This is a genomic window from Ilumatobacter sp. (assembly GCF_041688325.1).
Classification (GTDB): Bacteria; Actinomycetota; Acidimicrobiia; order Acidimicrobiales; family Ilumatobacteraceae; genus Ilumatobacter_A.
In genome coordinates this window covers 1-15196 of record NZ_JBDNIJ010000321.1, presented here as the reverse complement: position 1 = coordinate 15196, position 15196 = coordinate 1, and the positions used below count along the sequence as shown (strand labels likewise).

The following is a 15196-nucleotide window of genomic DNA, read 5'->3' as shown; positions in this document are numbered from 1 at the left end:
GGTGTGGCGATTTAGGGGTGGGGTTCACTCTCATTTTTACCCCTAAAAAACATATCCAACAGTGTATTTAGGGGATTTCGGGGTTTCGTACACAAAGTGAACCCCAAGAGCGAGGTGTGGCGTCGCCACACCGCCACACCTTAAACGCCTTCCGGGTTGCGGGATGCCGATTGCGGCCAGACGCCTTCTTCTTCGAGCAGCGTTTTTGCGTCTTCGAAGTGTGCTCGTTTTGCGGCATTCAATGTGCGCTTGTTTGGGTACTCGCCTGCCCTGATTTTGGCCCGGAGGAAGGCGACTGTTTTGCCGAGCATCTCCGTCTCTTTGGCGTTCATGACGGCCACTTCCTGCTCTGCTGCGAGTGTGACCCTCGTCATACGGGCTTCGTGTTGGGCTACGGTTTGGGTTGCTCTGAGGACGTTTCGGTTGGCGACGTGTATGTCAATAATTTGGGAGGCGAGAGAGAAGTCAGTTTCGGATATCTCTGTGCGGTCGTCCCAGAGGCACAGGATGCCCGCCAATTTGAGCGCTGACAGCGTCCTATGGGTGTCCAGGGGGCTACCTGACCAAGAGGGGTCGTGGACTGCTGCTGCCTCTTGTGCGAGGAGCGCCCCGATTTGGGGGCAGTACGACAAGATTCGTTCGCCTGCGATGATTGTGGGTCGGGCGAGCCGCAACGTCCCAGGCCATTCGGGTGGGACGAACCCGTCTTGGAACCGTTCAGAGATTTTCGGGTCGATCGCCGAGACGCACACCATGCGTTGGGAGAGGCCGGTCGAGGCGAACGCTTCATCGAACAGTTTCCAGCCGTGGGCTGTCTGGATGCGGATCTCCGCCGACACACGGACTGTCATAGGGTCGATCATGCGTGATTTGGTTGGGTCGGCGAGTAGATGGCCGATCGGTTCGCCCATCCATGCGGAGCAGAGGGTCGGGATGAGGATCGAGTTGGCCCGTCCGGCTGACGCCTGGAGGGCTGAGCCTTCGTCGGTCGAGAAATGGAGGCCGTGCATCGTCCTGACTTTCGTTGCACCCTTCTTTTGTGGGCCGCACGGTTTGCCGTCCTCGTCGATCCATTCGAAGAATGCTTCGGCGAGACCTTCACCGGAGCCGACGTTGCGGTCCATCATGACGCCTTTGATTCGGTCGAGGTCGACGACGGCCCTCGCACATTTGCCTGCCTTCGATTTCCCTGATCCAGAGTGGCCTTGGACTACGAAGAACAAGTCGAGTGTGCCGTCGTGCGGCAATTTGACTTGTGGGGGCACTGTCGCCGAGTATCGGGCCATCACTCCGGCGAGGACGGCGTCAGGGCTGCATGACCTGGACCATGCGGCCTGCTTTATGTGGGCGAGCACGTCCCTTGACTCCCAAAAGCTGTCTGGTAGATTGAGTGCAGGAGCCGCCCTTCTCCCCGGCTCCTCCACCTCCGTCTCCCTGTGCTCCCGCTCGGTAGGCGGAGGTGGCGTCCTCGGCATCATTTTGCGGATTTCTCGCATGGCGTCGGACACGTTGGAGAAACCGTTTTCGACCATCCACACGTCGAGCGGTGTCATGATGAGGGTTTGTCCGTCTCGACCGATCTTGCCGACGGCCGGGTATGCCGGGTCTACGGTCGACGTGTAGATCGAGCAGACCTTCGAGTCGTGGTGGAATGTGGCTGACGTGCCGTGTATCCCCGATTTGCCTGGGCGTGTCAGCTCTTCGCTGTCGCCTCGTTGTGGTCCGGCCTGCCATCCGAGCCGCATCAGCCCAAGGTACGGGTCGTAGTTGTCGTCGATCCAATCTTTCGGTGTCGGGTCGTAGTTACTGGTCGGTAACTTGCGGTCGTCAGCGACTCCGACGTGGAGCTGGGCGGGCGTGCCTGGCCGGACCGCCACAGCAGGTGGCAACGGTCGGCCAGGCTCAGGTAGCCAGGCGTTGTCCCGAATCCATTTCGGCACGTAACCTTCGTCATGGTCGTATCTGGCGACGAAAACTTCGACAACCGGCTCAGATTTGTGGTTGTACGTCCCAGGGACACGCAGGATCGACGCTAGATCGCCACGGTCGTTGTGCAAGCCGTACTCGGCTTCCATGTACCGGAAGAAGCCATCGGAGAGTCTCCGCCCCGTCACGGCGTCGAGTTCGTCGGTTAAAGCCCAGAACAGGTTGACGCCGTGGCCCGACTCGACGACCAACGTCGGGGACGGCACCATCGAGTCGACGATGCGACGCACCTCAAGCTCGTCGGGCAGATCAGCGTCCTTGTGGGCGTCCGGGTCGGCCCAGTCGTAGTCGGCGCACAATGCGACGACCGACACAACGTCGTTTGCCCCTCCCCGGCCTTTGCGTTGCTTGGTCATGGCGTTCACGCCGAACCAGACGTTGCCGGTGTGTAGTTTGGCTGCGGCGTCGAGTAGTGCGCGAGGGCTATCAAAGAACCCGACCGTCCTGAACGGCGTCCCAGGCTCCTGAGTGCAGAGGCTGTGACTGCTGCCCGGAATCCACAGAGACTGGAGCGCGAGTTCGTTCTGCGACTCGGTTGGTGTATGATTGGTGGTGCTGGTCATGTGTTCCTCTTGCGGGGTCGGGTGTTCGGTGATTTTCATCTTTGGTTGGATGGACTCTAGCGAAGGCCCGGAAGCTGAGAAGCTTCCGGGCCTTTCACTTTCTCAGAACAGTTGCGGCTCTTCCGCAAGGTTCTTGGTTTTCTTGTTTCTTTTCATGTAGAACTCGACGTCTGTCGCTATCTGCGCCCACGCATGGATGGTGACTGAACCAATCTGTCCGTCAGTCAGGTCCCTGTTTACGCAGTACGCACCGATTGCGATGTTGATCTGATCCTCTTCAGCGGCCATCTTCGGCCTCCAGCTTCTCTTTCAGTCTCTCGGCGAACGTCCCGAGACGAGACGACTGCATGGTCTCTCCTGTTTTCCGGTCGAAGTGCCAGCAGGTGGCGTCGGCTTTGGTGCCGAAGATCATCCCGCTGTTCCTCGCTGAGGCGTGAACAAACTCGGTGCCGTGCTTCAAGTTGAGCCTGCGGACCGACTGCTCAGATAGCGCTGACAATCCCATCAGTGCTCCTCGATTACCATTGGGTTGACCTCGACGGTGAGGGTCTTTTCAATAGGGATCACAACCGTCCATTCTCTTTCCGAGTCCGACAAGACGAGCAACCCTTCGCTGACGACCCATTCCTCGACGTCAATGTACGAAATGTAGGAATCTTCGGCAAAAACTACTTCAACCCGGTACTTTGGTCGCACTCCCTTCTTCTCGGTTGGTTCTGTCTCTGTGTCATGTTCCATTTTCGATCTCCCCGGTGCCTTCACACCACTCGCAGTCTTCGGATATGAACTTCCCGGCGTCGTTCTTCCCGACACCGGTCCCTCCGCATTCGCAGCACTCTTCAGTCTTTTCCATATCGGCCTTCCCGCCCAGCCCCCGAGAGGGCTGGGCGATAGGTGACTTGTTCAGTCGTCGTACAGGTCGGTCAGGGCAATGGACGCCACCGGTGCCTGGTACTTGGCCCGGTACAGTTTGGCTGGCTGGTAGCCACGTGTCGTCGGCTTCGAACGGCCCGTCATGACGAAGGTCAGCTTTGCGCCCTCGTCAATCGAACCGGCCCCTGCGGCCTTGGCTGCCTCAGCGAGAGCGACCTCACCAGAAACACCCTCACCCTCAGCGGCCTCAAAGTTGCGGCCACCCTTCAGCCAGATGGCACGGATGCCGTCGTCGTCACCACTGGTGGACTCATTCGTCTGCAACTCGACGACGGTCTGCATACGGGGCGAACCGTCGTTCCATTCGAGCGGTGACCCGGTGGTGAAATCGGTCTGCTGCACCCGCTTTACGCTGGTGATGGTTCCTTCGATGCGGTCACCCAATTCTTCCGGTGTCCACGACTTGCTGCCGCCTGCGAGATCGTTCAGGCTCAGTGAATTGCTCATTTTGTTGCTCTTTTCTCCAGCCGCTCAGGGCTGGTTTCTGAGTCAGGGATTTCCTGACTGAGACTTGGTGGGTTGTTCGTTGGGTGGGCCTGGTCGCCTTCGAAGACGCCCAGGACCACTCGGGGATCATTCTCGGGGAAAGTCATTCCGTAGTCGGCTTCGACTTTGTCGAGAACGTTGAGGACTTGCGTGTAATGGTGCGGCTCGACCATCGCTTTTGGTGGCGGGCAGCCCTCCGGCCAGTGGAGGGCGAGGTGGCTGCCTGCGTCGGAGTGATCTTTGATCGTGGCGATGCGGGCCTTGATGAACGGGAACATTGCGTCCATCCACTCTTTGTCGTTGTCGATTGGTTCCTCGACAACAGTGACGGCCATAGGTTGCACTTCAGGCGAGCTGTACGTCTGGTTTCTCCACTTGCGCCGCCAGTCCTTGATCTCGTTTACGAGGTACGCCCCGTAGTTGCCGACTTGCAGGTCGCACCACAGCATTTCGCACGTATCCGAGTTCGACGGCATGTGGACAATGATTCCCCACGCCTGGTTGATCTCAGGGGTCGGCATGAAGCAGTCCTGCTCCACGTCGTAGAACTCGCCCTGTGCGTATAGCGCCATCTGGACGTGGTAGCCGGGGAGCGAGAAGCCGAGCGACTTTCCCGTTTTGAGATCGCCGATGACCAGGGTGCCTTCCGGTAGGAGTGTCCCGTCTGGGGCGAACAGTGGCTGCGTGAGCCGGTAGAGGCGGTCAACGGTGCCAGCGGCCCGGTATTCCATGTTGGCTACCGTGTACTCGAACCGCTCAGACACGATGCCGATGGCTTTCATCGCTGCCGTGTAAGCCTCAAGCGAGGGGCGGAATGTCCCAGGGTTGAAGTCGTCGTCAGGATCTTCCCAGCGCTCAGACATGGCGTGCAGGGCGGTGCCCGTGTCGGACGCCTGGTTGCCACGACCCGACTGGATGGACTTCTCCCGCAGCTTCGCTCGTTGCGGCTTGTCTTCCATCTTGCAGGCGGTCCACTCAGCCTGGAGGGCTTTGTCTCCAGCGACCCCGATGGCTGCTACGTCTACCTTCCAGTTGACGAGAGCGTTCTCGTCGTCAAGAGTCTTTCCCCAGCCGGATGGCCGTGAGAGGCGCTGGTTCTTGCCGTCCTTGTCGATGACCATCGGTGCGCCGTTGGCACGCCGGAAGTCTGGTTTCTCAGGTGACGAGTCAATCTCGTCTAGGTCGATGCTCATTTGTAGTACTCCCTGGTTGCTTCTCTGACTTGTTCCTGCCGTCGAGCCCTTTTCTTTTGACTAGTCGCAGCGCCCCTGTGGAGGCGGTCGAACCTATAGGACTCACCGCTCTTACGGTCGAGCGCCAGGTTCGTGCCATCAACCTCCGTGCCAAATACCTGACGATAGGTGTACCCGGTAGTCGCGTTGACGAAATCGGTCCCGTGCTTGCTGTTGATTTTTCGCAAATTCCTCGCCGACATGGCTTCAAAACTCATTTCAATGCTTCCTTTGCTCTGGTTGTTAGATACCCGATTGTCTCGGGGTTATTTTTGTTGATCTCTATAAGGTTCCTGACCATGAGGGCCAAGTCCTTCGTTGCCTCGGTTGCGTCTCGGTTGTCCCGGTAGTGGTCCATCGTCTTGATCCAGTAGTCATGGCTCAGAGCGGTTTCACTTCCATCTTGACGATTGCCTGTCACAGAGTTTCTCGTTTCAGTCGGTAGGCCGTTTTAGGGCCTTTTGGTTGGTCGTACCCCCACAACTCGATCGTCCACTGAGCGCTCTTCATGAATGGGTAAGCTTCGGATGTCAGGATCTTCTTACGGCGGCTGCTCATGTTCCCTCGGGACGTGACCTGTACGGCGATGGTTCCATCGACCCCTACAGCCAGGACGTCGATGCAGCCGAATAGGTCCTTGGTGCGTCGGGTGAAGCTGTCCCAGTAGTCGACCGACGTGGCGTGCCAGCCCTCTTCCCGTAGAAGCTTTAGAACCCGAGGATTGTATTGCGGCTTGGTCATTGCTTCCATATTTCTTTGGCGAGGTAGATGGCGGCGACCAGGATCACTGCGACTGTGATTGCCTCCAGCATCTCAGCGTGTGGCTCCTGCCCCTGAGGTCTCAAGTTTGGCTCGGTGGACGGCAAGGATCTCGTCTTCGACCCGTCGCTCACGCCTGGATTCGGACAGTTCGAGGGACAGGTTGTCTTCGATACATTCTCGGATCAGAGACGACAGTGACTGTTCACGCAGGATGGCGATGGCGGTGAGGTCGGATTTGAGGTGGAAGGGGATGGGCGTGTTTAGTTGGACCATCGAGTCTCTTGGGTCTTTCTCTTTGAAGTTCATATAGCCATACTATCACCCACTTACCCAGATAGTGAACTACTATATTACAGTTGTGTTACAGTCTTGGACCCCCCCTCGTATATACTCGACACATGTCACCAACACCTCTGCACGGAAAAAAGCAGGACGGAAGAGGGCAGCACAACGTCGTCCCCATCCAAGACTTCAGGAAACAAGCCGTACTCACCTGGCTCTGCACCCCGCTCAAAGAGCGCGACCCATCCACCCAGACCGCCCTTGCCGAACAGCTCGGCATCACCAGACAGACGATCGGGGCCTGGAAGGAGAACAAGGAGTTCATGGACGCCTGGGAGAAACGGTACCTCCAGACAATCGGCGACCCCAGCCGCAAGAGCGAAATCATGGACACCCTGTTCGCCACAGCCACCGACAAAGACGATCCCAAGCACGTCGCAGCAGCCAGGCAGTACTTCGACATCGAAGGCTCCGTCAAGCCAGCCAAAGTCCAGGTCGAAGTCATGGGCAGCGCAACACAACTCACAGACGAGCAGCTTGAGCTATTAATCGCACAGAAAGCCGCCACCGAAATACAGCATCGGAAGAAAGCGTGATCCTCGACGAGGAGAACTACAACTTCGATGAGCTACTGAAAGAGCAGGAGTACCGCAAGTGCGCCCCCGACAGTAAGGACCCAGAAGTCCTACTCGCCGGTTTCCTGTACTTCTGCGAACACCACTGGTCCATCCGGCACCCCGAGCAAGGGCGAATCAACTTCATCCTATTCGACGCCCAGATTGAGACCGTCCGGTCCTGGCTTAACACCCGTTACAGCCTCATCCTCAAAGCCCGACAGATCGGGTTCTCGACCCTCGTCGCTGCCTTCTCCTACTGGAGCGCCCAGTTCTACCCCGACCGCCCGATCCTCATGCTGTCCCGAACCGAGCGCGATGCCATCAAGCTCCTCCAGAAAGCGAAGTACGGCCGCAGGTTCATGGACGAATGGTTCCTGTGGAGGGCCGGTCCAATCAACGAGACCCAGACGAAGATGGAGTTCTCCAACGGCTCCGAGATCGAATCGCTACCATCGACCAACCCGGCACGTGGCGAGTCAGCGTACCTCATCGTCGTTGACGAGTTAGCCTTCCTCCCCAACTCTGAAGACGCCTGGAGCGCCATTGAGCCAGCGGCCGACGTCGGAGGCCGGGTCATCATGCTCTCGACCGCCAGCGGCGAGGGCAACCTGTTCCACCGTCTATGGGTAGGAGCCTCAAACGGCACCAACCGGTTCACCCCGCTGTTCTTCCCGTGGTCGGCGAACGGCCGTACCCAGGACTGGTATGAAGCGAAAAGCAAGGACCTGTCGGAGTGGGTTATGGCCCAGGAGTATCCGAGTAACCCCGACGACGCGTTCCTGAAGTCAGGTCGCCCTGTCTTCAACTTGGACAACCTGCGGTCCATCGAAACCGAGATCCCGGATCGTGGATGGCTCAAGCAGGAAACGGCACTTTCGGTGCCCGAGTTTATTGAGGACGGCGGGGCGCTCAGAGTCTGGGAGGCCCCCACGCTGCGCGGGAAGTATGTAATCGGCGCTGACCCATCGCAAGGCTTGCAGCATGGTGATTACGCAAGCATCCACGTCATCAACGCCAGGGACTACAAGGTCGTCGCCCACTGGCACGGACACATCGACCCCGACCTGCTCGCCACAGAAATCCTGGTTCCGCTCGGCAACTGGTACAACCGGGCGCTCATAGGCGTCGAATCCAACAACCACGGCCTCACCACGCTCAAGTTCCTCGCCCTAAAAAAGTACCACCCGATCTTCATGGAGCGATCAGCCAAGTACAAGAAGTCTGTCCCCACCGACGTCCTCGGGTTCCGCACCACGCAGGTCACCAAGCCGCTGATGATCGACGAACTGAACGAGGCACTGCGCGGGAAAATGGTCCTCCTCGACAAGGAGACCGTGGCCGAGCTTCGCACCTTCACTCGGGACGACAAAGGGAAGATGTCTGGCTCTCCGTTCGACGACAGGACGATCAGCCTGGCGATCGCAAACCAGATGCTGAAGTACGTGTGGCTCGAACAGTACGACTCCTCCAGCAAGGAGCCGCCTCCTGGGAGCTTCGGCGCATGGGAAAAGCAACTGTACGGGGAATCCTTCAACGAGCTGATCTCAGGCAACAAGCGGAAAAGTCGACCAAAACGAGAGCCGATCGGCGCAAGTTCGGTCAGAAACAACTGGTAAACGTTAAAACTTGTGCGATAATTGCTTCATGGCAACTCGTATCGAATCAAAGTCCCGCAAAGTGAAGAAGACGGCGGTGCGGCCCAAGCCTCCATCCCAGGAAGCCCCCGCCCTAGAGGAACCCAAGCGGTCAAGAAAAGAAAAGACGGCCGATAGCGATGTCTGAGTGCGAGCACGAAACCTGCACAAACGCGATCGAAGAGGGGAAAAGCGAGTGCTACCGGCACCGGCTCCTATCCGTTGGCGTCACCTGGAAAGGCGGGGCACGTCTTGGAAGGAGTAGCTGGAACGTGACCAAAAACGATTTCATGCTTGAACACTTGGGAAGCACAGACGACCGCATCGCGGGCAAAAAAGGAATCGAGAGAGCCGCATGAACAACTCCGAATACTTGAACTGGATGCAGAAAGAACTCAAACGCTCCAAGCGTTGGCGCTCAAACGGAGAGCAGAACTACGAGAGAAGCTGGAAGCGGTTCATCGACCTTTACAGGGGCCAGCACTACGACAGGAAGAGCGGCACCGACCAACTGACCGTCAACATGATCTTCGCCACGTTGAACGTGATGGCCCCGGCAGTCGCCATCCGCAACCCGAAGTTCAACGTCAACGCACGCAACGTAGATTCTGCCCCGCAAGCCATCATCACCGAAGAGGTGCTGAACTACATCTGGCGCTCCAACCACTTCCAGCAGGACTTCCGACTCTCAATCAACGACTGGCTGACAATCGGCCACGGCTGGCTCAAGGTCGGGTACACGTTCCAGAAGCCTCCCGAAGAGAAGAAGACCGAACCCCCGACCGACACAGCCCAGGACGGCGACGGAGCAGACGAGGGCGTAGACGATCGGGAAGACGTCCCTGGCAACGTTGAGACAGAACTGATTGTTCAACAGGACGACGAGCGCCCCTTCATGGAGCGCATCTCGCCATTCGACATGTTTGTCGATCCCGACTGCCGACATCCCAAAGAAATGCGGTGGGTTGCCCAGCGCACATGGCGACCAGTGCAGGACGTCAAGGTTGACAGCCGCTACGTAGCCGCAGCCCGCAAAAACGTCTCTGGAACGAGCCGGTCAAGCCGAGACGTCGGAAACGAATCAGGCGGCGGAGACGGCAGAGACTCTGGAGAGAAGCCAGACGCCGGGGCACTCAGCTACGTCGAGGTCATCGAGTTCTATGACATCAAACGTAACAAGGTGTCAACGTTCTCCGTATTCAGGACGGAGGACACAAGCAAGGAAGCTTTCCTTATCAAGCCGACGAAGATGCCGTACGCCTTCGGCCACCCGTTCGTCATGCTCCGCAACTACGAGGTGCCCGACCACTTCTACCCGATGGGCGACGTCCAGCAGATCGAGTCTTTGCAGATCGAACTCAACGAGACCCGCAACCAGATGTTCAACTTCAGGAAAAAGTACCGACGCGCGCACCTGTACTCCAAAGACCTGTTCGACCGCGAGGGCGTGCAAGCTCTGGAGTCCGACGAAGACAACGTGATGATCCCCGTCCTCGGAGACGGCAACCCTTCCTCCGCGCTCGCTCCCGTCGTCCCGTCCATCACCCCACCCGAGTTCTTCGACCAGTCGGCGATGATATCAAACGACATAGATCGAATCTCGGGAGTCTCGGACTACCAGCGTGGAGCCCAGACATCCATCAAGCGGACAGCCACCGAAGCAGGCATGATCCAGGACGCCGCCAACGCACGCGCCCAGGACCGCCTCGGCAAGGTGGAGACAATCCTCGCCCAGTGCGGCGAAAGAATTGTCGCCCTGATGCAGCAGTACGTGACAGGCGACCAGGTGGCACGCATCGTTACGATTCCCGTCCGGGGCTGGATCAATTACAACAACGACAAAATCCAGGGCAAGTTTGACTTTGAGGTCGTCGGTGGATCTACTGAGCCACAGAACGAGTCGACCCGCCGTCAGGCAGCCCTCCAGGCAGTCGACATGTCGGTTCCATTCATGGGCGAAGGGGTCGTCAACACTCCGGCTCTCTACATGAAGCTTCTCCGAGACGGCCTCGGATTCAAGGACGCTGAGCGTTACGTCAAGATGCAGGAGCCGCAAGCTCCCCCTCCCGGTATGGACCAGCAGGGTCAGAAGCAAGGGATGCACGAGATGCCCGATGGGTCCATGATGCCTGACAGCGAAATGCAGCAAGGGCCTCCGCAGGGAATGCCGCCGCAGGGAATGCCGCCACAGGGCGGGCCAGGAGCTGCAATCAATCCAGAAATGCTCGCCATGCTTCAACAATCGCTCGGCGGGCAAGCCCCGCCGGTGGGCGGAGGAGCCAGCGGAATACCGCCAGAGTTACTCCAACAGATGATGCAAGCTGGCCAATAGATTTGAGAGGCGTCGATGCCGGAACGCTGGTGCGCCTCCCCTTCCTCGGGAGGGGAGCCGCTGGGGTCAGTACCCAGATTCGGCGTCGGCGCTTCCCAATAGGGAAGATTTGTGTCTATGATGTCATCACATACCCGGACCAACCCTTAGAAAGCGGAGTCCATTGAACGAACAAGAGTTAGCCCCTCAGGGGACAGAGACCGAAGTCAGTCCCGAAATCGGGGAAGCTGGCGGAGATGTCCAGGACACCGAAGTCCTAGAAGCACCGCAGATCGAATACCTCGACGTCAATGACGAACTTGCTGGCAAGTACGTTCGGATAGACCGAGAAGGTAAGGAGATCAGCGTCTCATTACGAGAGGCTCTCGACGGGTACAACGTCAACTCTGTCGCAACACAGAGATTCCAGGAAGCATCGCAGCTTCGCCAAGAGTCAGAACAAGCCGTTCGACTCCAGCAGGCGCTGACAGCGAATCCTGGTATCACAGTCCAATACCTCGCCCAAAAGGCAGGCGTATCAGTACAACAGTTCCTCGGGATGAGCGAGTCGCAGCATGTAGCTGCGACCGAAGATTACGACGACGACCAGTACCAGGACCCTCTAGAACGACAGATTGCCGAAGAGCGCACAGCACGCCTGTTGCTCCAAGCCCAGTTCGATCAGCAACAAGCCGATAGGGAACTGCAACACGCAGTTGGTGGCCTAAAAGCCCAATTCCAAATCGACGACAACCAAGCGCGAGCAGTTGTGAACCAGGCATTCCAAATGGGTGCCGGGATCGAAATGCTCCCGATGATCTACCAGTCAATGGCTTACGCAGCAGGGCAGCAGGCGCAGCAAACGTCCGCCAGTCAGCAGCAACAAGCCGAGGCACAGCGCAGAAGCGCAGTGGCTCAGCAGGCAGCAGTAGTGAGTCCGGCTCCAAGCGCAGTTGGGACGACGACGGATGCGGGGAACAAATCCTTCAGCACAATCCGTGAAGCTGTTATGGGTGCCTACGAAGACGTAGAGCGCCGATCACGCTGACCGGTCTCTAACCCCAAAGGGGACCCAAAATGACACTTGCATCGCACACTCCGTCCACGTGGAACGACATTCTTTCCACCACCATGCACAACTACCGGAAGACGCTGACTGACAACATCTTCAGCTCGCGTCCTCTACTCGACTTCCTGATGAGCAACGGCCGGGTTCGCAAAGCAGGCGGTGGTATTTCCATCGTTGAGCCGCTCATCTACACCCGTGGCGACACCAACAGCTATTCCGAGTGGGACACCGTCACGGTGACTCCGAAGAACACGGCGACCGCCGCTCAGTTCAACTGGAAGCAGTTGTACGCCAGCATCGCCATCTCCGGCCTGGAAGAGGCGCAGAACAACGGCAAAGAGCAGATCATCAACCTGCTCGAAGCCAAAATCATGCAGGCTGAGGACTCCCAAAAGGAGATGCTCAACGGCATGTTGTTCGGCACCAAGACGGCCCTCGGTTACCCGACAGCCACGTCCGCCGACTTCACGTCCTTCATCGACTTGGTGGACGACACCACAGTCGCTGGCGGAATCAACCCGGCCACCGAGACTTGGTGGAAGTCTGGTGTCACGGCAGTCGGCGCAGTCGACGCAGCCGGTCTCGAATCAGCCATGCGTTCTGCGTACAACACGGCATCTGATGCGGGCAACGACCGCGTCGACGCCCTCTTCACCGAGGACACCGTGTTCGGCTTCTACGAGTCGACCCTCACCCCACAGGTGCGGTACACCGACACGTCGAAAGCAAACCTCGGGTTCCAGAACCTGATGTTCAAGAACGTCCCGCTGTTCTGGGACTTCCAGTGCCCCGCAGGCGTCATGCTCGGCCTCAACTCGAAGTACGTTGGCCTGTGCATCCACAGCGACCGCGACTTCAAGCAGTCGCCGTTCACCGACAACATGTCGGGATCGCTCGGTGCTCCGGCATCCGGTGCAGGCATTGGCGCAGCGTCGGGCAGCACCCTTGACGCCCGAGTGTCGTTCATCACGACATACGGCAACTCGACGATCCGCAACCGTCGTCGCTGCTTCAAGCTCACCGGCATCGCCGAAGCCTGATCCCGCCCCAGATTTGACCCGAAGTGCAGATTGCATCTGCACTTCGGGTCAACACCTGCAAGAATGGCTCAAATGAACACAACTCTTCGAACACAAAACTCGCAGAACCAGGGGATCACTCTCGCTCACGCGCTGACAGGTTCCCCAGTATCTGGCGTGGGCGGGATCAACCACTCCGAGGGGAACGTGCAGCCCGCAGGATTGCACTCGACCGCCCCCTACAAGCCACCGAAGCGTCGGAAGAGAGACAACCCCGAACGTTCACTCTGCTCCTTTGACGAATGTAAGGCGTACCCCATGAAGTCCACGGGCTACTGCTCCGGCCACTCCCAGAATCTCGGGTTGGCTAAATGGAAGAACAAGGGTGGGCGCAACAAGGACGGAACCTATGGCGACGCTGGATGATCTTCGCGCCCTTGTTCGGACGCAGACAGAGACCACGGCCTCGGAGCTGCCAAACACAACCGTAGACTGGTACATACGCCAAGCGTTCGACCGGTCGGTGGCAGCCGAAAACACCTGGCCCTCCTACGAGACGAAATGGATTTTGACACTCCCGGCTGGGGCCACAGAGATCACCATCCCGATTGACTGCAACCGAGCGTCTATCAACTCGCTGGTTGACGTTTCGAGCGGCCTCCGTCTGAACATGGCCGACCATGAGACCGCCGAGTCCGTGTACGGAAACACCGCCCACTCGGCAAGGAACCCAATCGAGTACTCTCTCTGGGGCAAAGAGTTCCAGCTTTGGCCCCACACCGCGATGACAGAAGAAAAGTCCTACCAGCTAATGGGTCACCGACTTCCGATTGACTGGGTGTCATTGGGTGGCGATTCAGTCGTAGACGCAGACCCTCGCCTCCACTACCCGCTAGTCCACTACGCCGTCGCCCTGGCATATGCCCAGCAGGAAGCCAACGAGCTTGAAGACGTCTACATGACCCGCTGGCAGTTTGATTTCAACGCAGCCCGCTCAGCGATCATGGAACCTTCCAGACAGCAGCCGTTGACGTTCGGCGGAGGAAAGCGCTACCTGCGCCCATTCAACAGCTTCACCGTAAACACCCCCATCTGAGAGGTAGAGGATGCCCAACTTAGCACTCCCCGACATTCCAAACGGCACAACCGTTGCGACCGACTCGATCGTTGGCATCAAGTCCGGTACAGACGATAGTCTCGCCCTCCTCCCATACGGTGCGGACCTTGACCTTAAAGCCAATCTCGCGTCCCCCACGTTCACGGGCGTAGTCACCGTTCCCAGTCCGGCATCAGACGTCGAGGCATCGACTAAGGGTTACGTTGACACCGAGGTAGCCGCGGCGCTACCGCTCGCTGGTGGAACAATGACTGGCCCACTGAACGTGGAAGTCCCTACGGTCGAGGGGAACGCACTCAGGCAGGGTTCAGACGCCACAGTGGCAGCTGTAGCCGCCACTACCGGAGTCTTCACTGGAGACGTAACAGTCCCCTCAAATGCTTATAGTTCTGGGTGGAGCGGAAGTACCGCAGTACCCACCCGTACGGATGTTTACGACCAGATTCAATCACTCGGAACCGGCGTAATCCCAGGCGGACTCACCGGCCAGACACTCTCGAAGTTGTCCAATACGGATTATGACGTTGCCTGGAACACGGCCCTGGGCGATGGCGACATGCTCGGAGCCGCAAACCTCTCCGATGTGGACGACGCGGCAACGTCTCGAACTAATCTCGGTTTGGGCACGGCGGCGACAACTGCTGCTGCCGATTATGCGACTGCGGCTCAGGGCGCGACAGCAGATTTGGCTGCCGCGAAGGCGTCCAACCTGTCGGATTTGGCGGATGCTGCGACAGCCCGCGCCAACCTTGGGTTGGGCACGGTAGCGACGACTGCTACCACCGATTATGCGACAGCCGCTCAAGGCGTAACGGCCGATACGGCGTTGCAGACTGTTGCTGTTCCTGGCAGTATCACAGCAACCGGCACAGCGAACTCCACAACGTTTCTGCGTGGCGATGGTGCCTGGGCTGCTGCTGGCTTGGCTGGCACCGATGGTGACGTTATTGCGTATCAGCCGTTGCTGTATCGCAACGATGAACGATCCACTGAACTGACCTATACGGGTGACGATCTAACACAAGTGTTGGAGAAGGACGGGGAAACAACAGTGAAGCAAACAGATTTGACGTACACGGCTGGGAGGCTGACGAGCGTGGTCGAGTTGGCGGATTCGATCACGGTCACTACTGCGCTCACCTATACGGGCGACAATTTGACGAGCACGACGAGGACGGTGACCTG

At 58.4% G+C, this 15196-nt stretch carries 14 protein-coding genes and 1 pseudogene; 7 read left to right on the top strand and 8 right to left on the bottom strand.

Annotated features, from left to right (window positions below; genetic code table 11):
- Nucleotides 1–140: 140 nt before the first annotated feature.
- The 8 genes from ACH2EI_RS16860 to ACH2EI_RS16825 all read right to left on the bottom strand — a co-directional run bounded on the left by ACH2EI_RS16860 (nt 141) and on the right by ACH2EI_RS16825 (nt 6268).
- Nucleotides 141–2549, bottom strand: coding sequence for a hypothetical protein (locus ACH2EI_RS16860; RefSeq protein ID WP_395160888.1), 2409 nt, complete (start codon nt 2547–2549; stop codon nt 141–143).
- Between the two features lie 102 nt (nt 2550–2651).
- Nucleotides 2652–2837 (bottom strand): hypothetical protein, encoded by a 186-nt coding sequence (locus tag ACH2EI_RS16855; RefSeq protein WP_395160886.1) that lies wholly within the window; start codon nt 2835–2837, stop codon nt 2652–2654.
- On the bottom strand, nt 2827–2961 hold the full coding sequence (locus ACH2EI_RS16850; protein WP_395160884.1) for a hypothetical protein: 135 nt from the start codon (nt 2959–2961) through the stop codon (nt 2827–2829). The genes ACH2EI_RS16855 and ACH2EI_RS16850 overlap by 11 nt, the downstream gene beginning before the upstream one ends.
- Nucleotides 2962–3053: 92 nt before the next feature.
- A complete protein-coding gene (locus tag ACH2EI_RS16845) occupies nt 3054–3287 on the bottom strand; it encodes a hypothetical protein (protein ID WP_395160882.1) in 234 nt (77 codons plus the stop codon).
- 165 nt (nt 3288–3452) lie between these two features.
- Complete coding sequence (locus ACH2EI_RS16840) at nt 3453–3929, bottom strand: hypothetical protein (RefSeq protein ID WP_395160880.1); 477 nt, start codon at nt 3927–3929, stop codon at nt 3453–3455.
- Nucleotides 3926–5161 carry a hypothetical protein gene (locus ACH2EI_RS16835; protein WP_395160878.1) on the bottom strand — a complete coding sequence of 412 codons (1236 nt, stop codon included), beginning with the start codon at nt 5159–5161 and terminating at the stop codon, nt 3926–3928. The genes ACH2EI_RS16840 and ACH2EI_RS16835 overlap by 4 nt, the downstream gene beginning before the upstream one ends.
- Before the next feature lie 456 nt (nt 5162–5617).
- Nucleotides 5618–5941, bottom strand: a complete 324-nt coding sequence (locus ACH2EI_RS16830; RefSeq protein WP_395160876.1) for a hypothetical protein — start codon at nt 5939–5941, stop codon at nt 5618–5620.
- A gap of 72 nt (nt 5942–6013) precedes the next feature.
- On the bottom strand, nt 6014–6268 hold the full coding sequence (locus tag ACH2EI_RS16825; RefSeq protein WP_395160874.1) for a hypothetical protein: 255 nt from the start codon (nt 6266–6268) through the stop codon (nt 6014–6016).
- Between the two features lie 92 nt (nt 6269–6360).
- Here ACH2EI_RS16825 and ACH2EI_RS16820 point away from each other — a divergent pair, with 92 nt between their 5' ends.
- The 7 genes and pseudogenes from ACH2EI_RS16820 to ACH2EI_RS16790 form a co-directional block, all read left to right on the top strand.
- The gene (locus ACH2EI_RS16820) at nt 6361–6840 is read left to right on the top strand and encodes a hypothetical protein (RefSeq protein ID WP_395160872.1); all 480 of its coding nucleotides are present in this window, start codon (nt 6361–6363) and stop codon (nt 6838–6840) included.
- Complete coding sequence (locus ACH2EI_RS16815; protein ID WP_395160871.1) at nt 6837–8477, top strand: terminase large subunit domain-containing protein; 1641 nt, start codon at nt 6837–6839, stop codon at nt 8475–8477. The genes ACH2EI_RS16820 and ACH2EI_RS16815 overlap by 4 nt, the downstream gene beginning before the upstream one ends.
- A gap of 373 nt (nt 8478–8850) precedes the next feature.
- Entirely contained in the window at nt 8851–10827 is a 1977-nt protein-coding gene (locus tag ACH2EI_RS16810; protein WP_395160869.1) for a proline-rich domain-containing protein, read from the top strand.
- A 163-nt stretch (nt 10828–10990) separates the two neighbouring features.
- Nucleotides 10991–11854 (top strand): hypothetical protein, encoded by an 864-nt coding sequence (locus ACH2EI_RS16805; RefSeq protein WP_395160867.1) that lies wholly within the window; start codon nt 10991–10993, stop codon nt 11852–11854.
- A gap of 29 nt (nt 11855–11883) precedes the next feature.
- Nucleotides 11884–12915, top strand: coding sequence for a phage major capsid protein (locus ACH2EI_RS16800; RefSeq protein WP_395160865.1), 1032 nt, complete (start codon nt 11884–11886; stop codon nt 12913–12915).
- Between the two features lie 388 nt (nt 12916–13303).
- Nucleotides 13304–13990, top strand: a complete 687-nt coding sequence (locus ACH2EI_RS16795; protein ID WP_395160863.1) for a hypothetical protein — start codon at nt 13304–13306, stop codon at nt 13988–13990.
- Nucleotides 13991–14594: 604 nt separating this feature from the next.
- A pseudogene (locus ACH2EI_RS16790) lies at nt 14595–15196 on the top strand (hypothetical protein); the annotation flags it as partial.